This is a genomic window from Candidatus Pelagibacter bacterium nBUS_28, from assembly GCF_051200915.1.
Taxonomy (GTDB): domain Bacteria; phylum Pseudomonadota; class Alphaproteobacteria; order Pelagibacterales; family Pelagibacteraceae; genus Pelagibacter.
This window is the reverse complement of sequence record NZ_CP172844.1, coordinates 480,557-501,293: the sequence shown is the minus strand read 5'-3', so window position 1 is coordinate 501,293 and position 20,737 is coordinate 480,557. Positions and strand designations below refer to the sequence as shown.

The 20,737-nt window shown below is 30.0% G+C and carries 24 protein-coding genes and 3 tRNA genes; 5 read left to right on the top strand and 22 right to left on the bottom strand.

Translation table 11 applies throughout. The annotated features are described in order from the left end of the window. Positions 1-4: 4 nt before the first annotated feature. The 16 genes from nuoI to ACIJYC_RS02535 all read right to left on the bottom strand — a co-directional run bounded on the left by nuoI (position 5) and on the right by ACIJYC_RS02535 (position 14,397). Entirely contained in the window at positions 5-490 is a 486-nt protein-coding gene (gene nuoI, locus ACIJYC_RS02610; protein ID WP_435167529.1) for an NADH-quinone oxidoreductase subunit NuoI, read from the bottom strand. A 2-nt stretch (positions 491-492) separates the two neighbouring features. Then, positions 493-1,491 (bottom strand): NADH-quinone oxidoreductase subunit NuoH, encoded by a 999-nt coding sequence (nuoH, locus tag ACIJYC_RS02605; RefSeq protein WP_435167526.1) that lies wholly within the window; start codon positions 1,489-1,491, stop codon positions 493-495. 1 nt (position 1,492) lies between these two features. Beyond that, positions 1,493-3,532 (bottom strand): NADH-quinone oxidoreductase subunit NuoG, encoded by a 2,040-nt coding sequence (nuoG, locus tag ACIJYC_RS02600; RefSeq protein ID WP_435167523.1) that lies wholly within the window; start codon positions 3,530-3,532, stop codon positions 1,493-1,495. Continuing rightward, positions 3,525-4,856, bottom strand: a complete 1,332-nt coding sequence (gene nuoF, locus ACIJYC_RS02595; protein WP_435167520.1) for an NADH-quinone oxidoreductase subunit NuoF — start codon at positions 4,854-4,856, stop codon at positions 3,525-3,527. The genes nuoG and nuoF overlap by 8 nt, the downstream gene beginning before the upstream one ends. After that, positions 4,849-5,457, bottom strand: coding sequence for an NADH-quinone oxidoreductase subunit NuoE (gene nuoE, locus ACIJYC_RS02590; protein ID WP_435167517.1), 609 nt, complete (start codon positions 5,455-5,457; stop codon positions 4,849-4,851). The genes nuoF and nuoE overlap by 8 nt, the downstream gene beginning before the upstream one ends. Further along, entirely contained in the window at positions 5,454-6,629 is a 1,176-nt protein-coding gene (locus ACIJYC_RS02585) for an NADH-quinone oxidoreductase subunit D (protein WP_435167514.1), read from the bottom strand. The genes nuoE and ACIJYC_RS02585 overlap by 4 nt, the downstream gene beginning before the upstream one ends. After that, complete coding sequence (locus ACIJYC_RS02580) at positions 6,613-7,218, bottom strand: NADH-quinone oxidoreductase subunit C (RefSeq protein WP_435167511.1); 606 nt, start codon at positions 7,216-7,218, stop codon at positions 6,613-6,615. Before ACIJYC_RS02580 ends, ACIJYC_RS02585 begins: the two co-directional genes overlap by 17 nt. Positions 7,219-7,220: 2 nt before the next feature. Next, on the bottom strand, positions 7,221-7,736 hold the full coding sequence (locus tag ACIJYC_RS02575) for a NuoB/complex I 20 kDa subunit family protein (protein ID WP_435167508.1): 516 nt from the start codon (positions 7,734-7,736) through the stop codon (positions 7,221-7,223). Positions 7,737-7,748: 12 nt separating this feature from the next. After that, positions 7,749-8,117: an NADH-quinone oxidoreductase subunit A gene (locus ACIJYC_RS02570; protein WP_271484297.1), complete on the bottom strand. Its 369-nt coding sequence runs from the start codon at positions 8,115-8,117 to the stop codon at positions 7,749-7,751. Positions 8,118-8,204: 87 nt separating this feature from the next. After that, positions 8,205-8,281, bottom strand: a tRNA-Asp gene (locus ACIJYC_RS02565). A 13-nt stretch (positions 8,282-8,294) separates the two neighbouring features. Next, a tRNA-Val gene (locus ACIJYC_RS02560) sits at positions 8,295-8,370 on the bottom strand. 51 nt (positions 8,371-8,421) lie between these two features. Then, entirely contained in the window at positions 8,422-10,800 is a 2,379-nt protein-coding gene (gene lon, locus ACIJYC_RS02555) for an endopeptidase La (RefSeq protein WP_435167506.1), read from the bottom strand. Positions 10,801-10,860: 60 nt separating this feature from the next. Further along, a complete protein-coding gene (clpX, locus tag ACIJYC_RS02550; protein WP_435167503.1) occupies positions 10,861-12,129 on the bottom strand; it encodes an ATP-dependent Clp protease ATP-binding subunit ClpX in 1,269 nt (422 codons plus the stop codon). 89 nt (positions 12,130-12,218) lie between these two features. Further along, a complete protein-coding gene (gene clpP / locus ACIJYC_RS02545) occupies positions 12,219-12,830 on the bottom strand; it encodes an ATP-dependent Clp endopeptidase proteolytic subunit ClpP (RefSeq protein WP_435167500.1) in 612 nt (203 codons plus the stop codon). Between the two features lie 32 nt (positions 12,831-12,862). Then, a complete protein-coding gene (tig, locus tag ACIJYC_RS02540) occupies positions 12,863-14,302 on the bottom strand; it encodes a trigger factor (RefSeq protein WP_435167497.1) in 1,440 nt (479 codons plus the stop codon). A 10-nt stretch (positions 14,303-14,312) separates the two neighbouring features. Beyond that, positions 14,313-14,397 (bottom strand) — tRNA-Leu (locus tag ACIJYC_RS02535). Positions 14,398-14,497: 100 nt separating this feature from the next. Between ACIJYC_RS02535 and ACIJYC_RS02530 the strand changes: the two genes are divergently transcribed. Then, positions 14,498-14,749, top strand: a complete 252-nt coding sequence (locus ACIJYC_RS02530; protein WP_435167494.1) for a DUF1289 domain-containing protein — start codon at positions 14,498-14,500, stop codon at positions 14,747-14,749. Further along, positions 14,742-14,909 carry a hypothetical protein gene (locus ACIJYC_RS02525; protein ID WP_435167491.1) on the top strand — a complete coding sequence of 56 codons (168 nt, stop codon included), beginning with the start codon at positions 14,742-14,744 and terminating at the stop codon, positions 14,907-14,909. The genes ACIJYC_RS02530 and ACIJYC_RS02525 overlap by 8 nt, the downstream gene beginning before the upstream one ends. 6 nt (positions 14,910-14,915) lie before the next feature. Here ACIJYC_RS02525 and ACIJYC_RS02520 read toward each other — a convergent pair whose 3' ends face one another. Both ACIJYC_RS02520 and ACIJYC_RS02515 read right to left on the bottom strand, forming a co-directional pair. Continuing rightward, positions 14,916-15,044, bottom strand: a complete 129-nt coding sequence (locus ACIJYC_RS02520; RefSeq protein WP_023648642.1) for a hypothetical protein — start codon at positions 15,042-15,044, stop codon at positions 14,916-14,918. Between the two features lie 11 nt (positions 15,045-15,055). Continuing rightward, a complete protein-coding gene (locus ACIJYC_RS02515; protein WP_435167488.1) occupies positions 15,056-15,613 on the bottom strand; it encodes a histidine phosphatase family protein in 558 nt (185 codons plus the stop codon). 2 nt (positions 15,614-15,615) lie between these two features. Here ACIJYC_RS02515 and ACIJYC_RS02510 point away from each other — a divergent pair, with 2 nt between their 5' ends. After that, entirely contained in the window at positions 15,616-16,296 is a 681-nt protein-coding gene (locus ACIJYC_RS02510; protein WP_435167485.1) for a uracil-DNA glycosylase, read from the top strand. Here ACIJYC_RS02510 and ACIJYC_RS02505 read toward each other — a convergent pair. Next, positions 16,286-16,708: a YbgC/FadM family acyl-CoA thioesterase gene (locus tag ACIJYC_RS02505; protein WP_435167483.1), complete on the bottom strand. Its 423-nt coding sequence runs from the start codon at positions 16,706-16,708 to the stop codon at positions 16,286-16,288. The genes ACIJYC_RS02510 and ACIJYC_RS02505 overlap by 11 nt on opposite strands. A 57-nt stretch (positions 16,709-16,765) precedes the next feature. Here ACIJYC_RS02505 and ACIJYC_RS02500 point away from each other — a divergent pair, with 57 nt between their 5' ends. Beyond that, positions 16,766-16,906 (top strand): hypothetical protein, encoded by a 141-nt coding sequence (locus ACIJYC_RS02500; protein WP_435167480.1) that lies wholly within the window; start codon positions 16,766-16,768, stop codon positions 16,904-16,906. Here ACIJYC_RS02500 and ACIJYC_RS02495 read toward each other — a convergent pair whose 3' ends face one another. The 3 genes from ACIJYC_RS02495 to ACIJYC_RS02485 are packed head-to-tail and all read right to left on the bottom strand — an operon-like array spanning position 16,907 to position 19,773. Further along, entirely contained in the window at positions 16,907-17,557 is a 651-nt protein-coding gene (locus ACIJYC_RS02495; protein WP_435167478.1) for a DUF3047 domain-containing protein, read from the bottom strand. Positions 17,558-17,563: 6 nt separating this feature from the next. Next, the gene (locus tag ACIJYC_RS02490) at positions 17,564-18,310 is read right to left on the bottom strand and encodes an SDR family NAD(P)-dependent oxidoreductase (RefSeq protein WP_435167475.1); all 747 of its coding nucleotides are present in this window, start codon (positions 18,308-18,310) and stop codon (positions 17,564-17,566) included. A gap of 5 nt (positions 18,311-18,315) precedes the next feature. Further along, entirely contained in the window at positions 18,316-19,773 is a 1,458-nt protein-coding gene (locus tag ACIJYC_RS02485; RefSeq protein ID WP_435167473.1) for a cytosine permease, read from the bottom strand. 66 nt (positions 19,774-19,839) lie between these two features. On the opposite strand from ACIJYC_RS02485, the gene ACIJYC_RS02480 reads away from it, so the two are divergent. After that, positions 19,840-20,733, top strand: a complete 894-nt coding sequence (locus tag ACIJYC_RS02480; protein ID WP_435167470.1) for a DMT family transporter — start codon at positions 19,840-19,842, stop codon at positions 20,731-20,733. Positions 20,734-20,737 lie beyond the last annotated feature (4 nt).

Sequence of the window (20,737 nt, the reverse complement as noted above, 5' to 3'; positions counted from 1 at the left end):
TAAGTTATCTGTAAGGATTATCAGCTTTAATATTTGCAGCTAAAACATTTTCCCATCTATCGCCATTATCTAAAAGCTTTTCTTTTGTATAATATAATTCTTCTCTTGTTTCTGTAGAAAATTCAAAATTCGGTCCTTGAACAATCGCATCAACTGGACATGACTCTTCGCATAAACCACAATAAATACATTTCATCATATCTATATCGTATCTAGTTGTCTTTCTGCTTCCATCCATTCTTTCAGCTGACTCTATTGTGATTGCTTGCGCTGGACAGACAGCTTCACATAATTTGCATGCAATACATCTTTCTTCACCGTTTGGATATCTTCTAAGGGCGTGTTCACCCCTAAAACGTGGGCTTATTTTTCCTTTTTCGAAAGGATAATTAATAGTCTTTTTTGATTTAAATATTTCTTTAATTGCAATGAGTAAACCACCAACAAAGTCGGTCATAAATATAGTTTTAAAAAATCTTGATAATTTCATAATTAATTAGTTGGCAAAAGATTGAAGTAAAATAAATAGCTAGATGTTAAAACCACCCAAGTTAATGATAATGGCAAGAAAACTTTCCAGCCAAGCCTCATTAATTGATCATACCTATATCTTGGAACAATAGCTTTAACTAGCGCAAATAAAATAAATAATAACAATATTTTTAATATTAGCCATATTGCACCTGGAACAAGTGTAAAGGGATAGATTTCTATAGGAGACATCCATCCTCCCAAAAATAAAATAGCGCCCATTGCGCACATCAATAATATATTAGCATACTCACCCAACCAAAACATTGCATACATCATTCCAGAATATTCTGTTTGATAACCAGCTACTAATTCTGCTTCAGCTTCAGGCAAGTCAAAAGGAGGTCTGTTTGTTTCAGCTAATGCTGAAATAAAAAAAATAACAAACATTGGAAATAGTGGAATTATAAACCATAGATTTTGTTGAGCCTCAACAATATCATTTAGATTTAATGACCCTACACATAACAATACATTTATAATTATCACACCTATAGAAACTTCATAAGAAACCATTTGCGCAGCTGATCTTATCGCTCCAAGAAAAGGATATTTTGAATTTGAAGCCCAGCCACCCATTATAATGCCGTAAACACCTAAAGATGAAACTGCAAATAGATAGAGTATACCAACATTGATATCAGCTAATACTAAAGTTGAACTAAAAGGTATCACTGCCCATGAAATTAAAGCTAGTGTCATTGTTATAATTGGAGCTAAAATAAAAATAACCTTATTTGAAGTAGATGGGATTATTATTTCTTTGAACATATATTTCAATGCATCTGCTAATGATTGAAGTAATCCAAAAGGTCCAACAACATTTGGTCCTTGTCTTTTTTGAACAAATGCCCAAACTCTTCGATCCAGCCAAACTATCATTGCAACTGACACTAGAACAGGTACCAATAAAAATAATATCTTATAAACTTCCTGAAAAACTGTATTAAAGTATTCCATTTTATCCTTCTGTTCCTGTAGATTTTAAATTTAATTTTGAATTATTACATTCAATCATTGTTTTTGAAGATCTGGCAATTACATTAGAAAAATAATAATCTTTAACATTAAGAATTACCAACTCATTGGTAAAATCATCTATAGTAATTTTTTTGTTTTCACTAATTAAACTATTCTGTTTTTCTTTTTGTAAATTAAGATAATTAATCATGCTACTTTCTAATTCATCTTTATCATTAAATAATTTTCTATTATTCATAACCTCAGCAAGCTCATTAATGATTTGCCAATCTTCTTTCGCATCTCCTGGAGGATATGAGGCTTTATAAGCTTTTTGAAGATTACCCTCTAAATTTGTAAAAAAACCATCTTGTTCTGTATAGGCAGATCCTGGTAAAATAATGTCGGCTATTTCAGCACCTTTATCACCATGGCTACCTTGGTAAATTATGAATTCATCTTTTTTATCAAAATTTAAATTATCTTGTCCCACTAAATAAATAATATCAAATTTATGATTTTGTAAATCTGTTAATAAGCTTTTATTCTCATTAACTAAACCAAGATCAAAATTACCAACTGTTGCAGCATCAGAAGATAAAATATTAAACGAATTCCAATCGTCATTAATTTTGTTATTTGAAACAAGAAATTCTTTGATTTTGTTAAAGAAATATTTTGAAGTTTTTAAATTTAACAATGATTCTCCAAGAATTATCATTGGTTTATCTGCTGCTATAATTTTTTTAGAAATTTCATGATTATCTTCAAATATATCTTTTAATGTTTGAGTTTGACCATCTAAACTTTCATACGGGAAAGTTAAATCATCTAAATCATTTAATGAAATAACTTTAGTATTATTGTTTAAAAAAGATTTTCTAATTCTTGCATTTAAAATAGTTGCTTCAAATCTAGGATTTGTTCCAATTAAAAAAATTAGATCAGACTCTTCAATTCCATTAATAGAAGAATTGAACAAATAGTTTTCTCTTTTATTTGTATCAATAAATCGATTATCTGATCTAGACTCATAATTTTGCATATCTAACGTTCGATCACAAAATTCTTTAAAAATATAACTTGTTTCCATGTTTGTTAAATCACCAACAAAACCACAAACTTTTTCTTTTAAAGTATTTTCAAACTTTGATTTAATAATTTTATAAACTTCTTCCCACGAGGCTTTTTCAAATTTTCCATTATATTTAATAAAAGGTGTATCTAATCTTTGATTTAAAAGACCGTCACAAGCATATCTTGTCTTATCTGAAATCCACTCCTCGTTAATATCTTCGTTAATAATAGGTAATATCCTTTTTACTTCCCAGTCATAGGTATCAACTCTTATATTTGATCCTACAGCATCCATAACATCTATAGACTCAGTCTTTTTGAGTTCCCAAGGTCTTGCTTCAAACACATATGGTTTTGAAGTTAATGCTCCAACAGGACATAAATCTACTACATTTGCAGAAAGCTCGGATTGCATTGATTGTTCTAAATACGTAGTAATTTGCATATCTTCACCTCTACCAATTGCACCTATTTCTGGCACACCTGCTATTTCAGTTGCAAATCTTACACATCGAGTACAATGAATACATCTTGTCATTTGAGTTTTAATCAAAGGACCCATATTTTTTTCAGGAACAGATCTTTTATTTTCTTTGAATCTTGATTTATCTACTCCATAAAACATCGATTGATCCTGAAGATCACATTCTCCACCTTGGTCACAAACTGGACAATCCAAAGGATGATTGGATAGTAAAAATTCCATAACACCTTTTCTTGCTTTTTCAACAAAAGCTGTATTTGTTTTTATATTCATCCCTTCTGCTGCAGGCATTGCACAGGAAGCTACTGGTTTTGGAGATTTTTCCATTTCAACTAAACACATTCTGCAATTTCCTGCTATTGAGAGTTTCTCGTGATAACAGAACCTGGGAATTTCAACTCCTACTTTTTCGCACGCTTGAAGAATGGTTAAACCCTCTTCAACTTCTACATCAATGTCATTTACTTTAAGTTTAAGCATTTTTTTTATCTAATAAGTGTTGATCAACTAAATAAGGAATATCATTTTTTTTCTCATGAATAGGACTTAAGTTGTTTCTATCTTCAATTTCTTTTTTAAAGTGTCGTAATAATCCCTGTACTGGCCAAGAAGAGCCTTCTCCAAATGCACATATAGTATGGCCAGCTATTTGATTTGTTACATCACCCAACATATCAACTTCATCTTTTGTTGCTTCACCTTTTGCCATACGCTCTAACATTCTCCACATCCATCCAGATCCTTCTCTACATGGTGTGCATTGACCACAACTTTCGTGTTTATAAAACCTAGCAATTCTTGCCATACATTTAATAATGTCTTGATCTTTATTTATTACAACTATACCAGCTGTACCTAGTCCACTTTTTTCAGCCATTAAAGAATCAAAATCCATAGTTAATGTTTCGCATTTTTCTTTAGGTATTAAAGGCATTGATGAACCTCCTGGAATTACGGCTTGTAAGTTGTCCCACCCACCAATGACACCACCTGCATGAACTTCAATTAATTCTTTTAAAGGAATATTCATTTCTTCTTCAACATTACATGGATTATTTACATTTCCTGAAATACAAAAAATTTTAGTTCCTGTATTTTTATCTCTACCTAAGGAGGCAAACCACTCTCCACCACGTCTTAAAATAGTGGGAACTACCGCTATAGTCTCAACATTATTAATAATTGTTGGACATCCATAAAGACCTATTAAAGCAGGGAATGGAGGTTTTAATCTTGGTTGACCTTTTTTTCCCTCAATACTTTCAAGCAAAGCTGTTTCTTCTCCACATATATAAGCACCAGCACCATAATGAATATAAATATCTAAGTCCCATCCTGTACCAGCTGCATTTTTACCAATTAGTTTTTTTTCATAAGCTTCATCTATTGCGGATTGAAGTTTTTGACCATCAACAAAATATTCACCTCTAATATAAATATAACAAACATGTGCTTGGACAGCGTAAGATGCAATTAAACAACCCTCTATTAACTTATGAGGTTCAAATCTCAAGATATCTCTATCTTTACATGTACCTGGTTCAGATTCATCTCCATTAATTACTAAATAGTGAGGTCTAGACCCAACCTCTTTAGGTGCAAAAGACCACTTCAATCCTGTTGGAAATCCCGCTCCACCCCTTCCTCTTAATTGTGAGGATTTAATTTCATTAATTATCCAATCTCTTCCTTTATCAGTTATCTCTTTAGTATTAACCCAATCACCTCTTTTCTGAGACGAAGAAACATCTGATTCCATATCGTTATATAGGTTTTGAAAAATTCTATCTTTATCTTTAAGCATTTTTTAAATCCATTAATGTTTTTCTATTATTTTCAGGTTCATTATTTATACGTCCTCTATAAGATCCTGGTTTTGGTGTTTTACCATTCAAAATTTGATCTAAGATTTCTAAAGTTTTTTTTTTATCAAGATCCTCGTAATAATCATCATTAATCTGCATCATGGGTGCGTTTACACAGGCCCCAAGACACTCTACTTCCGTCCAAGAACAGCTTTTATCAGATGATAGCTCCGATTCATTCTCAGAGATTTTTTCTTTGCATGCTTCAACCAACTTGTTAGCTCCTCTAATCATGCATGGAGTAGTTGTACAAACTTGTACAAAATAATTTCCAACAGGAGACAAATTGTACATCGTGTAAAAAGTAGCAACTTCATAGACTTTGATGTAAGGCATCTCTAAAAATTTGGCTATGTACTTCATTGCAGCTAATGGTATCCAATTATTATTTTGTTTTTGAGCTATATATAACAAAGCCATAACTGCACTTTGTTGTCTTCCTGTAGGATATTTTGAAACTATAGTTTTGGCTGCATCTAATGATGAAGAGTTAAATTCAAAAGTTTCTGGTTGATCTTTTGCTGGTCTTCTTAAACTCATCTGTCAACCTCTCCAAAAACTATATCCATAGAACCTAATACAGCAGGCACATCAGCTAACATGTGTCCTTTTATCAAATAATCCATAGCTTGAAGATGTGAAAATCCAGGTGCTCTAATTTTACATTTATATGGTTTGCTTGAGCCATCGGAAATTAGATATACACCAAATTCACCTTTGGGCGCTTCAACAGCTGTATAAATTTCATCTTTTTGGACTCTATAACCCTCTGTAAACAGTTTAAAATGATGAATTAAAGCTTCCATAGATTGTTTGATATCTTTTTTAGGTGGGGGACTTATTTTTCCATCTAAAGATTTAATTGGTCCTTTTTCCATTTTTGAAAGACATTGTTTGATTATAGAAACACTCTCTTTCATTTCTTCAATTCGACATAAATAACGATCGTAACAATCTCCATTTTTACCAACAGGAATTTTAAAATTTAATTGATCATAACAATCATATGGTTGAGATTTTCTTAAATCCCACGGCACACCAGATCCTCTCAACATAACACCTGAAAATGAATAATCTAAAGCATCTTGTTTTGATACAATTCCTATATCAACATTTCTTTGTTTAAAAATTCTATTATCAGTCAAAAGACTTTCCAAATCATCAATAATTTTTGGGAATGATTCACAAAATTTTCCTATATCCTTTTCAAGTCCACTCGGAAGATCTTGATGAACCCCTCCTGCTCTAAAGTAATTTGCATGAAGTCTAGAACCAGAGACTCTTTCATAAAAAGTCATTAATGTTTCTCTTTCTTCAAATCCCCACAAAGAAGGTGTTAAAGCACCAACATCTAAAGCTTGAGTAGTGACATTTAAAATATGACTTAAAATTCTTCCTATCTCACAAAAAATTACTCTTATATGTTGTGCTCTAATTGGTACATCAATATTTAATATCTTTTCAATAGCAAGAGCAAAAGCATGTTCTTGATTCATTGGAGCAACATAATCTAATCTGTCAAAATAAGGCACTGCTTGCATATAAGTTTTGTTTTCAATTAACTTTTCAGTTCCTCTATGAAGTAGACCTATATGTGGATCAGCTTTTTCAACTACCTCTCCATCAAGCTCTAAAATTAATCTAAGAACACCGTGAGCTGCTGGATGCTGAGGTCCAAAATTTAAATTTAAATTTTTAATTTTTTTTGTCATTATTGTCTATTTCTTCTTTAATATATTTTGTTCCTTCCCAAGGACTTTTGTAATCAAAGTTTCTATAATTTTGTTCTAATTTCACTGGTTCACTAATAACTTTTTTTTGTTCTTCACTATATCTAACTTCGCTATGCCCTGTTAAAGGGAAATCTTTTCTTAAAGGATGACCTTCAAAACCATAATCTGTTAATATCCTTCTAAGGTCAGGATGATCTTTAAATGACACACCATACATATCAAAAACTTCTCTTTCCATCCAATTAGCTGCTGGAAAAATGGTTGTTAATGATGGGATTATTTCATTTTCATTTATAAAATAACTTAGAATAATTCTTTGATTGAATTCATGGCTTAAAAATAAATAAACCATCTTAAATCTTTGCGTGTTTTCAGGAAAATCTACAACTGTAACATCAATCAGTTGTCTAAATTTAGTTTTTTGATTTGTTTTTAATAAAAGTGTTACATCAACTAAATCATTTTTATCAATCTCAATATATAACTGATTATGTTTAATTAGAGTGCTATTAATTTTAGTAGTTAACTCTGAATTTATTTTTTTTTCTAAATCTTCTAAATTATTCATAATTATCTAATAAACGAACCTTTGTTCCTTATTTTTTTTTGTAGCTGAAGTATTCCGTATAACAAAGCTTCTGCAGAAGGGGGGCATCCTGGCACATAAACATCAACTGGTACAATTCGATCACAACCACGAACTACAGAGTATGAGTAGTGATAGTAACCACCACCATTAGCACAACTACCCATAGATATTACATATCTAGGTTCTGGCATTTGATCATAAACTTTTCTTAAAGCTGGTGCCATTTTATTTGTAAGGGTTCCTGCTACAATCATTACATCTGATTGCCTAGGGGATCCTCTTGGTGCAGCCCCAAATCTCTCTACATCGTATCTAGGCATAGCAGTTTGCATCATTTCAACAGCACAACATGCAAGACCAAAGGTCATCCAATGCAATGAACCTGATCTAGACCAATTTATTAAGTTATCAAGTGAAGTTGTGATAAAACCGTTCTCACTAAAATCTTTAGCAAGTTGTTTAAATTCATCTGGAACTTGATCTATTTTGTTATTCATTGTGGTTTATGTTTATTCCCAATCTAAAGCACCTTTTTTCCATTCATAAATAAAACCAATAGTAAGTATGAATAAAAAAATCATCATTGAAGAAAATCCTAATATACCAATATTGCCAAGTGAGATTGCCCAAGGAAATAAAAATGCAATTTCCAAATCAAAAATAATAAACAAAATAGCAACTAAATAAAATCTAACATCAAATTCCATTCTTGAATCTTCAAATGGTTCAAATCCACATTCATAAGCAGATAATTTTTCTGGGTCAGGTTTTTTCGGTGAAAGAATAAAGTTTACAACCACAAAAGCACAGCTAAGCCCTAATGCAATAATTAAAAATAGTATAATCGGTAAGTAATCTTTTAAAAATTCAGATAACATGGAAATCTATATACCATTTTTTATCCTTTGTTGAAGGGCTGATACGTCACATTTTAATTGATATTAACAGAAAAAACATGGGAAAAGTGGCGGGAGTGAAGGGACTCGAACCCTCGACCTATCGCGTGACAGGCGATCGCTCTAACCAACTGAGCTACACCCCCACTTTTGTTATTTTGGTGGGTAGTAAAGGACTCGAACCTTTGACCCCCTCGGTGTAAACGAGATGCTCTACCAACTGAGCTAACCACCCACAAAATAAGGCTACTTATTACATCAACAGTTTAATAAAGTAAATTAATTATTATTGAATACTAGCTTGGGATTTATCGTCTTTTTTAGATATATCAACCTCAACCCACTCTGTTCTTTTAAGTTCCTTGGTTAAAGCAACTTTTAAAACCTGATCAGCATATTCAACTGGTGTGATTTTAATATCATCAATAATCTTTTTAGGCATATCAACTAAATCTTTTTCATTTTCTTTTGGTATCAATACCTCTTTAATTCCAGCTCTGTGAGCAGCTAATAGTTTTTCTTTCAATCCACCAATTGGTAATACTTGACCCGTTAAAGTAACTTCACCAGTCATTGCAACATCTCTTCTAACTGGAATTCCAGTAATTGATGAGACAATAGAAGTTACCATTCCAATTCCTGCTGATGGACCATCTTTTGGTGTAGCACCTTCGGGTACGTGAATGTGAAAATCTTTCTTTTCAAACAAAGGAGGAATAATTCCATATTCTAAACATTTAGATCTTACAAAAGATTTAGCTGCTTTAACTGACTCTTGCATTACATCACCTAGTTTACCAGTAATTTGCATTCTACCTTTACCCGGCATTGTTACAGTTTCTATCTTCAAAATTTCTCCACCATACTCTGTCCATGCTAGCCCAGTTACAATTCCTACTCTATTCTCCGACTCAAGTTCACCAAATTTAAATTTAGCGATACCTAAAAAATCAGATAAATTTTTATTATTTATATTTACTTCTTTCTCTTCTCCAGCAACTATCTTTTTAACAACTTTTCTTGCAAGTTTTGAAATTTCTCTTTCTAAATTTCTAACTCCAGACTCTTTAGTGTAACCTCTTATAACTTCTTTAATGATATCATCTTCTAATTTCATCTCTTTATCTTTCACACCATTATCTTTAATTTGTTTAGGTAAAAGATATTTGTTAGCAATACTAATTTTTTCATCCTCTGTATAACCAGCAAGTCTTATTACCTCCATTCTATCTAAAAGTGGTGGAAGAATATTTAATGTATTTGCTGTAGTTACAAACATTACATCTGATAAATCATAATCAACTTCTAAGTAATGATCGTTAAATGTAGTATTCTGTTCAGGATCTAGGGCTTCTAATAAAGCAGATGATGGATCTCCTCTATAATCATTTCCAATTTTGTCTATTTCATCTAATAAAATTAGTGGATTTTTAGTTCCAGCTTTTTTCATCATTTGAATAATTTTTCCAGGTAAAGATCCGATATATGTTCTTCTATGACCTCTAATCTCAGCTTCATCTCTCATACCACCAACTGACATTCTAACAAACTCTCTGTTAGTTGCTTTTGCAATAGATTTTCCTAATGAAGTTTTACCTACTCCTGGAGGTCCAACTAAACATAAAATTGGTCCTTTAATTTTTTCCATTCTTTTTTGAACAGCAAGAAATTCTATTATTCTTTCCTTAACTTTCTCTAACCCAAAATGATCTTTATCTAAAATATTTAGGGCTTTTGTTAAATCAATATCAACTTCACTTTTCTTGTGCCACGGAAGTTCAGTCATCCAATCTAAATAATTTCTAACAACTGTAGCCTCTGCTGACATCGGGCTCATGTTTTTTAATTTTTTTAACTCCTGAAGACATTTTTTTTCAACTTCTTTAGGCATTTTAGCTTTTGTAATAGCTTTATTCAGACTAGTGGTTTCATCTTTACCATCTTCAATTTCACCTAATTCTTTTTGAATAGCTTTTAGCTGTTCATTTAAATAATATTCTCTCTGTGTTTTCTCCATCTGAGTTTTAACTCTTCCTCTAATTCTTTTTTCAACACCAATGATGCTAGTTTCATTTTCCATTATCTTAATAATTGCATTTAATCTTTTCTTCACATCAACCGTTTCAAAGATTTGTTGTTTTTCTGAAATAGTTGCATTTATATGAGATGCAATATTATCTGCAATTTGAGATGAGTCTTTAAGTTGTTTGATCGTATTTATAGTTTCACTTGAAACTTTTTTGTTAATAGAAGTTAACTTTTCCAATCTTCTAAGAGCTGTGGCTGCAAGTGGATATAAATCCTCATCTTTTGTGACAACATCATTATAATGAGCATAATCACAAGTTATAAATTTATCATTATCTTTGAAATCTAATATTTTTACCCTTTTAATGCCCTCAACCAACACTTTAACAGTTCCATCTGGAAGTTTTAAAAGCTGAAGAATATTTCCTTCACATCCATACATAAATATGTCTGTTTTTTTTGGATCATCAATCTCAGAGTTTTTCTGTGTAACTAAAACTATTTTTTTATCTTTTTTCATCACTTCGTTTAAAGCTGAAATAGATTTATCTCTTCCAACAAATAAAGGGATGACCATACATGGAAACACAACTATGTCTCTTAATGGTAATAATGGCAGTGTGATTTTAACGTCCATGGCTTTAATATGGATATTATATTTTATATTGCAATAGGTTTTTGTTAGTTATTAAGGATATTAAGCCGCTGAAGGCTTATTAGACTTAGATTTACTATCGCCTTTAGCATGAACTGATATAGGTTCAGATTGTCCTTTAGCAGCTCCTGCGTCAACTATAACCTCTTCTATATTATCTTGACTAGGAAGATCATACATAGTTTTTAGTAAAATATTTTCTAAAATTGACCTTAAACCTCTTGCACCTGTTTTCTTTTTAATTGCCTTTTGAGCAATTTCTTTTAATGCATTTTCTTTAAAAGTTAATTTTGCACCATCAAGTTTGAATAATTCTTGGTATTGTTTTGTTAATGAGTTTTTTGGCTCTTGTAAAATTTTAATTAATGACTTTTCATCTAAATCTTCAAGTGTTGCAATCATTGGTAATCTTCCAATAAATTCTGGAATTAAACCAAATTTTAATAGATCTTCTGGTTCCAAAGTTTTCATCCATTCACCAGTTTTTTTATCTTGGGTATTTTTAACATCAGCACCAAAACCTATTGATGTGCCTTTATCTCTTTGAGAAATAATCTTATCTAGTCCAGCAAAAGCTCCTCCGCAAATAAATAATATATTTGTTGTATCTACCTGTAAAAATTCTTGTTGAGGATGTTTTCTTCCTCCTTGAGGTGGAACGCTTGCAACGGTTCCTTCCATAATTTTTAATAGAGCTTGCTGAACACCTTCACCAGAAACATCTCTAGTTATTGATGGATTTTCTGATTTTCTACTAATTTTGTCAACTTCATCAATATAGACAATTCCTCTTTGAGCTTTCTCAACGTTATAATCTGATGCTTGTAACAATTTTAAAATTATATTTTCAACATCTTCACCAACATATCCCGCTTCTGTTAAAGTTGTTGCATCTGCCATTGTAAAAGGAACATCTAAAATTCTAGCTAAAGTTTGAGCTAATAATGTTTTACCACAACCTGTAGGACCAACTAATAATATATTAGATTTTGCAAGCTCAACATTTTTGCTAGTTTTACTCTCATAATTCAATCTTTTGTAATGGTTGTGAACAGCAACAGATAAAACTTTTTTTGCATGAGGCTGTCCTATTACATAGTCATCTAATACTGCACAAATTTCTTTTGGAGATGGAAGTCCATCTTGATGTTTAACAAAAGTATCTTTGCTTTCTTCTTTGATGATGTCCATACATAATTCAACACACTCATCACAAATAAAGACAGTAGGTCCTGCAATTAGTTTTCTTACTTCGTGCTGACTCTTTCCACAAAAAGAACAGTAAAGAATATTTTTATTATTTGTTGTCATAATATTTTTAACGAATCAATTAAGTTACTTTATTATAGAAGACTCCTACTAATCAAGTTTGGATTGTAACGCATCCAATATATAGTGGTTTAAGATCTTTTTTCTACTACTTCGTCTATTAGACCAAAGTCTTTAGCAACTTCCGCAGTCATAAAATTATCTCTTTCTAGAGCAGACTTAACTTCATCAACAGATTTACCTGTATGTTTAGAGTAAATTTCATTTAATCTTTTTTTTAGAGATGAGACTTCATTTGCATGTATCTCTATATCAGTTACTTGACCTTGAAAACCAGCAGAAGGTTGATGAACCATAACTCTAGAATTTGGAAGTGAAAACCTTTTACCTTTTGTTCCAGCTGCAAGCAAAAATGATCCCATTGAAGCTGCTTGGCCAATACATAGGGTTGAAATATCCGGTTTTACATATTGCATAGTATCATAAATACCAAGTCCAGCTGTTACAAGTCCACCTGGGCTGTTGATATATAAATAAATTTCTTTTTTAGGATCTTCTGCTTCAAGAAATAATAATTGAGCCGTAACTAGAGATGCAACATTATCATTTATCTGACCAGTTAAAAAAATTATTCTCTCTTTTAAGAGTCTTGAATAGATATCATAAGCTCTTTCACCTTTATTAGATTGTTCCACTACCATTGGAACTAAAGTATTCATTTCTTCAAATAATTTTGTTGTCATAAGTTGATTCGTATTACTTATACAACTTGAGATTACTTTTTGCTAACTTTTTTTGCTACAGGCTTAGATTTAGATGCTTTTGCTAAAGGTTTATTTTTCACTTCTGATTTTGTTTCATCTTTTTTCTTTGTTACTTTTTTCTCTTTATCTTTTCCATGATTGTGATCGTGATTATGGTCATGTTTATGAGCTTCTTTAAGAATCTTTTCAGCTTCTTCTTTAGAAATTTCTTTTTTATTTGGCTTAGCTTTTTCTTTTATCAAATTTAAAATTTTTTCTTCATAAACAGTTCCTCTCAAGCTTGCTACTGCTGAAGGATTTTTTTGGTAAAAATCCATTACCATTTTTTCTTGTCCAGGCATCATTCTTAATTGCTTTTGAACTTCAGCTTGAATTTCTTGCTCAGATACTTGAACTTTATTTTGTTCACCAAATTCATTTAATATCAATCCTGTTTTAATTCTAGTTTTTGCTGTCTCAGTAAATTTAGCTTTATCTTTTTTAGCTTCAGCTTCATCCATGCCTTGTGAAAGAATTTTAACTTCTTCTTCAATTAAATTTTCTGGAATTTCTTCTACATTAATTTTTTCAATTTCTTTTAATATCTGATTTTTAGATAATTGGTCTAATGAATTTTTATATTCGTCATTTATCTGTTTTGAAATCAATGTTTTTAGATCATTTAAATCTTTAGCACCTAAATTTTTTGCAAAATTATCATCAATTTTCACTTCTTCAGGGTTTTTTACACTCAAAATTTTACATTTAAATTTAGCAGCTTTGTTTACCAATTCTTTTTCAGGAAAGTTTTCTGGTAGAACTGCATCTACAATTTTTTCATCAGCTTTTTTGACACCAACAAGCTGTTTGTCAAAACCTTTTAAAAATAAATCTTTACCAAGCGTTAATTGTGTGTTTTTACCTTCACTCCCTTTAAATTCTTTTCCGTCAACTGTAGCTTGATAATCTAATGTTACTAGATCACCCTCTTTTGCTTTTGTGTCGGGACTTGCTTCTTTAAAACTAGGTTGATTTTTTGCGATTTCTTTAATTCTTTTATCTGTTTCGCTATTATCTATTTTAACTGAATATTGATCAAATTTAATACTTTCAATAGATTTAACATCTACTTTTGGCAGTTCGGTTACCGATAAAACATATTCTAATTCTTTGTCTTCACCATAAGTTTTTAAATCCAATTTTGGTTGGCCAGCAGGTTTAATTTTATTTTCTTCGAGTGCTTTTGTCGAAGTTTCTTTTAAAACTTTATCTAAAACTTCACCAAATACAGCTTTGCCAAATTGTCTTTTTAGAACCTCTTTGGGAACTTTGCCTGGTCTAAAACCTTTAAGATTTACAGTTCCTTTAATCTCTTCATATTTTTCATCCATGTAAGAGTTCATAGTCTCTTTATCGATTAAAACTTTAAGATCTTTATTTAAGCCTTTAATATTTTCTATTGTAACTTTCATAATTTTTTAATGGTAGGGCGAAAAGGACTCGAACCTTCACATCCGAAAATATTGGTTCCTAAGACCAACGCGTCTACCAATTCCGCCATCGCCCCACAAATTACGAAGTTTTATATATTATTGAAACTATTTGTCCAATGACAATTAGTAAAAAATTTACTATTTATCAGCTATATTAATAACAATTTTTAAAAAATGATTATCTCACCATGCATAAGTATTTGTAAGACTGATCCATTAACAGGATATTGTTATGGCTGTGGAAGAAGTAACGATGAAAAAAAGATTTGGAAACTGGAAGAAACCAAAGATGATTGGAAATCTAACAATCTTGAAACTATCAGAAAAAGACTTAGCGGATGGCAATTAGAGAGTTTTAATGAGTCTTATGAGTATAAGGTTAATAATGGTATGTCTCTTTTTAAAAAGAATTTAAAAAATGGATAAATCAACAATTATAATTATAATTTATATAGTTGGACTTATATTTGGCGCATTAGTTCTGGATATATGGAGTGCAAACACAAGTCCTAAAGCTTTGATAGGAATTGGTTGGACAGCCTTGCTATTAGTGGGACTATTTTTAACAGAAAAAAAAGATAAATAAATTAATCTAATCTTTCTTTTTATTTATTTTTGGTAAAATTTTCTTTTTTGAGTGAAATCTGCTGTTTGTGATATTGCTTCTATGTTTTGCGTAAGATTGTTTTTGAGCTTGTTTCATCGCTTTTTTTGAAGACATAATATCTTATCTTAATATTCTATTTCAATTGTATCAATAACTTTAAGATCTTTATCAGAGATAATTATTTCACCTGATGAAGGTGCATAATCTAAGATTTCAGAAATAAATACATAATGAGTTACAAATATTAAGTTTTTTTTACCATCCCAACTTTTAATAAATTTTTTAAAACTTTTAATCTGAGAATTTTTGTTTTGGGCAAACCTTGAGCTAAAAAAAGAATTTAAAAAGTTTTTTGTTTCAAATTGATTAAAAGCAATTAATGCCGTTTCTTTACACCTACACCACTCACTAGAATAAACTTTATCAGTAGAAATATTATTATCTTTAAATAAAGAACCTATTTTATCAGCTTGATTTCTACCTGAATTGTTTAAATTACGCTGTGTATTACATTCGTTAATATCAAAATTAATAGGGTCACCCCCACCAGGAGCATAAGCATGTCTTATAAAAATTAATTTTCCTTCTTGTTTAAGTTCATTAATCAAATTCTGATTTAAATCTGCTTTAATTGGGGAATTAATAGTTATAAATATTATTAATAAAAAATTTATAAATTTCATTAATGAGTATTAAATTTAAAAATCTTAATAACACAATTATTAAATGTAAAAAATGTCCAAGATTAGTAAAATTTATAAAAAAAATTTCTTATGAAAAAAGAAAACAAAATATAAACGAAGTTTATTGGGGCAAACCTGTGACTGGATTTGGTGACACTAATGCAAAACTTTTGATATTAGGTTTGGCCCCTGCGGCGCATGGGGGAACTAGAACAGGCAGAGCTTTTACGGGTGATAAATCTGGAGAATTTTTATTCAAATGCTTGTATAAAGCAAAAATTTCAAATCAACCTACATCTAAAAATTTAAATGACGGTTTAAAACTTAGTTCTACTTATATTACCAATATCTTAAAATGTGTTCCACCAGGAGATAAACCTCTTAACAAAGAGCTTCTTAATTGTTCTAAATATTTTGATTCTGAGGCTTCTAATTTAAAACAATTAAAGATTATTATTACTCTTGGTAAGGTAGCTTTTGATAATTGTATAAGATTTTATACAAGAAAGCATAAATTAGATAAAAAATTTCATTTCATACACGGGAAATCTTATATTATGCCAGATAATTTAATTATAATGCCCTCCTATCACCCAAGTCCTAGGAACGTAAATACAAAATTAATATCTCAAAAAATGATGGTTAATTTATTCAAGAAAGCGAAACAAGTATCTACAATTTGATAGTATCACAAAAATAGGGTTTGAAATTATCAAAAATTATTTCTGGAACTTTGACTGGTTTACCCTTTTCATTTACGAAAACTAAATGAACTTGGGCTTCTACAATGGTGCTATCACCATTAGTTATAATTTGGTTCATAAAAAAAGATGTTTTTGTAACAGATTTTACAAAAGATCTAATTTTTAGTTCATCTTCTAACTGTGCTGACTTTTTGTATTCTATATTGCATGATTTAACTATAATGAGTGCACCAAATTTTTCCTTAATTTGAATGTTGCTTAATCCAATAGTTGATAGCGCTTCAGTTCTAGCTCTTTCTAAATATTTAAGATAATTTGCATAATAAACAACACCTCCAGCGTCAGTATCTTCATAATAAACTTTTACGTTATGATAAAAATTTTCATGCATGACAATATGATATCAAATTATATAATATTTTAAAACAAACTAAGGTATAATTAGATAATGAAAATATATATCATTTGGTTAATTGGAGTTATTGTTTGGAACTTTGGTTTTCCTAATGCAGCACCTATTGCAGATGTAATTGTAGCAATTCTTTTATCTTTTTTAAGTATTAGATTAAAAAAATACTTTAAGATGTAACTAATTACTCGAAAAATAAATATTTTGAAAATAAGTTATAGATTTCATTTTTGAATTGTCCGTATCAGACATAATTGCTAATCCATCTAACTCATTTACATCTAAATTGTGAAATTTCTTAAAATCCTCTTTTACATTAGCTTTTACAGTAACCCATTCATTAAAGTTATTCATAGTGCTAGCTAGAACATTGTCGATTGATTTTTTTGTATATGGGCTAGGTGAGTTAAATCCTACAATATTATTACTTGAAAAAACGTAATTAATTGCCCTGTTAGATAATGGTGTTGCTCCTGTTTTTTTTATTACAAAAACACGGGCAGCAAAATCATGTCCTTTTTTAGTATTTTCTAAAATGCCAGGCAAATTTTTTTCCACTTTCCATGTAATATTGATGAAGGGGGTCTTATTTAGATCAATTTTAACTTCTTTTCCAAGACCAGATGCAGCATTATCTGCCACAGCCTTTAAATAATTGCCATTTTCATTAGACCCTACTGAGTAATTTGTTTTGTTGTCAGCCCCTCTTACTTTTCTAACTTCTAGCTCTAAAAGTTCTACCTCTGTAAATTCAAATACATTAATTTTATCAGCGTAACTTGGGCTCGAAATAAATAAAATTGAAACTAATAATCTTGCTAAGGTTTTCATGTTTAATTAATAAGTAGATCTACCACCGCTTATGTCAAAAACAGCTGCTGTTGAAAAAGTATTCTCTTCTGATGAGAGCCAACAAATTAATGATGTAAATTCATGTATCTCTAAAAATCTTCCTCTTGGAACTTTTGAGAGCATTCTTTGAACATGCTCTTTACTCATTTGGTCTAAAATTCTAGTTTTTGCACCAGCAGGTGTTACAGCGTTTACCGCTATATTTTTATCAGCTAACTCTTTACCAAGTGATTTTGTGAGTCCTATAGCGCCAGCTTTTCCTGAGCTGTAAGCACTTGCGTTAGCATTTCCATCTTTACCCGCAACAGAAGCTACATTTACTATCCTACCATAATTATTTTCAATCATATTTGGAACAATTGCACGACAACAATTGAAGGTACCAACTAAATTAATTTGCACAATTTTATTCCACATTTCAATATCGTATTCCCATAATGGCGCCGTAGGGCCAGTAATTCCAGCGTTATTTATCAAAATATCAATTTTATTTTTTGATGTTATTTCTGAAACAGTTTTTTCTATTTGTGAATAATTTGAAACATCAATAACGTTATAGCTTAGATTTGGATTATTTACTTCAGCGGCCGCTGACTTAAGCAACTCTCCGTCTATATCCCATATAATAACCTTTGCACCAGAATCTAAAAATCTTTTAGCAATATCAAGACCAAAACCCTGTCCACCGCCAGTAATTACAGCGGTTCTATTATCAAAATCATATTTGTTCATTAAAATTATTTTTTAGTTAACAGATAATAAATTATTAAAGAGATAATTGCACCTATTAACCAAGCAAAAGATTGTAAAAACATCAAATTAGGATTCCAAATTGTAGAAGCAGAGAAAATAAAACCTATTAGTAAAGAGTAAAGCCCTTTTGTATGCCATCCACTAGAAAAATAATAAATACCACTTGTATCAGTTGAGTAAATATCTTTGTTGCTAATGGATTCTGATTTAATTAAATAATAATCAGCTATAATGACACCAAATAGTGGGCCAAAAAATGAGCTAAAAGTATCAACAAATGATAAAATACCAATTTGACTTAATACCGTCACCCAAAAAATACCAATAAGAAAACTAAAAATTAATATTATGTAGCTTGCACTTTTCAAATTTAAAGAGTTTGGCAAAAAATTTATAAGTGAATATTGAGATGGAATAAAATTAGCTACTAAATTAGTTGATGCAGATGAAATAATAATAAAAAAAATAGCAATTACAGTAATGGATGTATTATCAAATTTACCAATTATATCAGTTGGATTAGTTAAAATTGAACTTAAATTAAGAAATCTTAAATTTAAAAATACATCTGATCCAATAACTATAAAAACAGAAAAAAAAGAAAAAATAATTAAATTAGCAATTAAACTTAAGTTACCTTTTTTTAATTCATCTTCATTTTTAACATATCGAGAAAAATCACCAAAAGTAACAATTATAATTGAGAAATATGCAAAGATTGCTCCCGCTACTGATAATAGAGCAAAAATATTTTCATTATCTAGGAGATTTTCATAATCTAATAATTCAACAAATGCTTGAGATGTGAGTTTTACATCACTTAATAATATCCCAAAAAAAAATATTATCATTCCTACATACACTGTAATAGCAGAATAATTAATTAATCTCTTATTGAAGTTTATACCCACACTAAACATTAAAGTTTGAAATATGATAACAACACTGAATGAAATCCAATCAATAATATCAATGCCAAGTAAAAAAAATAAAAAAATATCTTTACTTAATAAAGAGCTATCAATCGAAAAAATTAAAATTCTAATTAAAAAACCAAAAGCTTTTGATAAAATATATGTTTGAACACCGAACATAAAAATCCCAACTAAGGCTCTTAATAAACCTAAATATTTTGCTCCATTAAAACCCAATGAAGAACGCAATAACACAGCAAAAGGTAAGCCAAATTTCTGAGATGGTTTACCAATTAAGTTAGAAAAAAGATAAACTAGGAAAGATCCTAAAATAGTTCCAAAAAATACTACAAATGTGTTTAAATCATACACAATGTATAATGATGCTATTAAAGAAAAAGCAATAATACTTTGGATGTTTACTCCCCAAAAACAAAATAAATCTTTCCAATTCCAAGTTTTGTAATTGGGGTTAACTGTAACTAAATCCCAATTAGAAAGTGAATATTTAACTTTAGGCTGATTCATTATTGAATAATAAACTAATTAACTATGATACAATATCTTTTTTTTTAAATATTTATAAAATTTCTTATGATTAAATTCTTAAAAAAAAATAGTGGTTATTTTGCAATGCTACTAGCTATAATTGGATTTGGCGCCGGACCACCATTTGTAACTTTAGCACTTAAAGAATTCTATATTATTGACTTATTAGCAGTAAGATTTTTTATTGCTTTTTTATTAATGGTTATCTTTTGTTTTTTAATGAGAGTTGATATCTCAATAAAACAAGTTGGATTAAAACCTTTTTTAATGGGATTATTAAATCCATTTCTAGTTACTTTATCTTTTCATGTTGGGTTATTATTAACCAGTCCAGTTAATGGGGTTGCCATAATAAGCACTTTGCCTCTTATACAGCCGTTTGTTGCTAGAATATTTTTAAAAGAACAAATTGAGATTAAGGTAATAATTGGTGCATTTATTACAGTAATAGGAACTTATCTCTTACTTACTAGCCAATCGAATTCAGGTGCTGGAAACTATTTGGGTGATTTGATAATTTTTTTAGGAATTTTATGTGCTTCTACTAATGAGGTTATTGGAAGACGTTTTATGCAAACAAAGGTCAATCAATTATCAGTTAATACTTTTCAATATTTTACAGGTTTTGTCTTATCTTTTTTAATACTATTTATTATTTGGCCAAACTCTAGTTTTGAATACACTTATCATCTTGAATTTACACCTTCAGTAATGGCGGCTTTAACCTTATCTTTTATAACTTTTGCCTCTTACTTATTTTATAATTATGCTTTAAGAAGAGTTCCTATTGGTAGAATTAGTTTAATGTACCCACTTACCGGCCCAATTGGTGCGACTTCAGCTTGGATAGTAATTGATTCTGAAATTACCTTAAAGATTTTTATATCTTTAGGTATTATATTATTAGGAACTATTACTCCTTATATTAACAAAAAATAAAAGA

What these genes read in the sequence shown, in the direction of transcription:
- nuoI (WP_435167529.1), bottom strand. Translation starts at nt 490, where the DNA reads ATGAAATTATCAAGATTTTTTAAAACTATATTTATGACCGACTTTGTT.
- nuoH (WP_435167526.1), bottom strand. Translation starts at nt 1,491, where the DNA reads ATGGAATACTTTAATACAGTTTTTCAGGAAGTTTATAAGATATTATTT.
- nuoG (WP_435167523.1), bottom strand. Translation starts at nt 3,532, where the DNA reads ATGCTTAAACTTAAAGTAAATGACATTGATGTAGAAGTTGAAGAGGGT.
- nuoF (WP_435167520.1), bottom strand. Translation starts at nt 4,856, where the DNA reads ATGCTTAAAGATAAAGATAGAATTTTTCAAAACCTATATAACGATATG.
- nuoE (WP_435167517.1), bottom strand. Translation starts at nt 5,457, where the DNA reads ATGAGTTTAAGAAGACCAGCAAAAGATCAACCAGAAACTTTTGAATTT.
- ACIJYC_RS02585 (WP_435167514.1), bottom strand. Translation starts at nt 6,629, where the DNA reads ATGACAAAAAAAATTAAAAATTTAAATTTAAATTTTGGACCTCAGCAT.
- ACIJYC_RS02580 (WP_435167511.1), bottom strand. Translation starts at nt 7,218, where the DNA reads ATGAATAATTTAGAAGATTTAGAAAAAAAAATAAATTCAGAGTTAACT.
- ACIJYC_RS02575 (WP_435167508.1), bottom strand. Translation starts at nt 7,736, where the DNA reads ATGAATAACAAAATAGATCAAGTTCCAGATGAATTTAAACAACTTGCT.
- ACIJYC_RS02570 (WP_271484297.1), bottom strand. Translation starts at nt 8,117, where the DNA reads ATGTTATCTGAATTTTTAAAAGATTACTTACCGATTATACTATTTTTA.
- lon (WP_435167506.1), bottom strand. Translation starts at nt 10,800, where the DNA reads ATGGACGTTAAAATCACACTGCCATTATTACCATTAAGAGACATAGTT.
- clpX (WP_435167503.1), bottom strand. Translation starts at nt 12,129, where the DNA reads ATGACAACAAATAATAAAAATATTCTTTACTGTTCTTTTTGTGGAAAG.
- clpP (WP_435167500.1), bottom strand. Translation starts at nt 12,830, where the DNA reads ATGACAACAAAATTATTTGAAGAAATGAATACTTTAGTTCCAATGGTA.
- tig (WP_435167497.1), bottom strand. Translation starts at nt 14,302, where the DNA reads ATGAAAGTTACAATAGAAAATATTAAAGGCTTAAATAAAGATCTTAAA.
- ACIJYC_RS02530 (WP_435167494.1), top strand. Translation starts at nt 14,498, where the DNA reads ATGATTATCTCACCATGCATAAGTATTTGTAAGACTGATCCATTAACA.
- ACIJYC_RS02525 (WP_435167491.1), top strand. Translation starts at nt 14,742, where the DNA reads ATGGATAAATCAACAATTATAATTATAATTTATATAGTTGGACTTATA.
- ACIJYC_RS02520 (WP_023648642.1), bottom strand. Translation starts at nt 15,044, where the DNA reads ATGTCTTCAAAAAAAGCGATGAAACAAGCTCAAAAACAATCTTACGCA.
- ACIJYC_RS02515 (WP_435167488.1), bottom strand. Translation starts at nt 15,613, where the DNA reads ATGAAATTTATAAATTTTTTATTAATAATATTTATAACTATTAATTCC.
- ACIJYC_RS02510 (WP_435167485.1), top strand. Translation starts at nt 15,616, where the DNA reads ATGAGTATTAAATTTAAAAATCTTAATAACACAATTATTAAATGTAAA.
- ACIJYC_RS02505 (WP_435167483.1), bottom strand. Translation starts at nt 16,708, where the DNA reads ATGCATGAAAATTTTTATCATAACGTAAAAGTTTATTATGAAGATACT.
- ACIJYC_RS02500 (WP_435167480.1), top strand. Translation starts at nt 16,766, where the DNA reads ATGAAAATATATATCATTTGGTTAATTGGAGTTATTGTTTGGAACTTT.
- ACIJYC_RS02495 (WP_435167478.1), bottom strand. Translation starts at nt 17,557, where the DNA reads ATGAAAACCTTAGCAAGATTATTAGTTTCAATTTTATTTATTTCGAGC.
- ACIJYC_RS02490 (WP_435167475.1), bottom strand. Translation starts at nt 18,310, where the DNA reads ATGAACAAATATGATTTTGATAATAGAACCGCTGTAATTACTGGCGGT.
- ACIJYC_RS02485 (WP_435167473.1), bottom strand. Translation starts at nt 19,773, where the DNA reads ATGAATCAGCCTAAAGTTAAATATTCACTTTCTAATTGGGATTTAGTT.
- ACIJYC_RS02480 (WP_435167470.1), top strand. Translation starts at nt 19,840, where the DNA reads ATGATTAAATTCTTAAAAAAAAATAGTGGTTATTTTGCAATGCTACTA.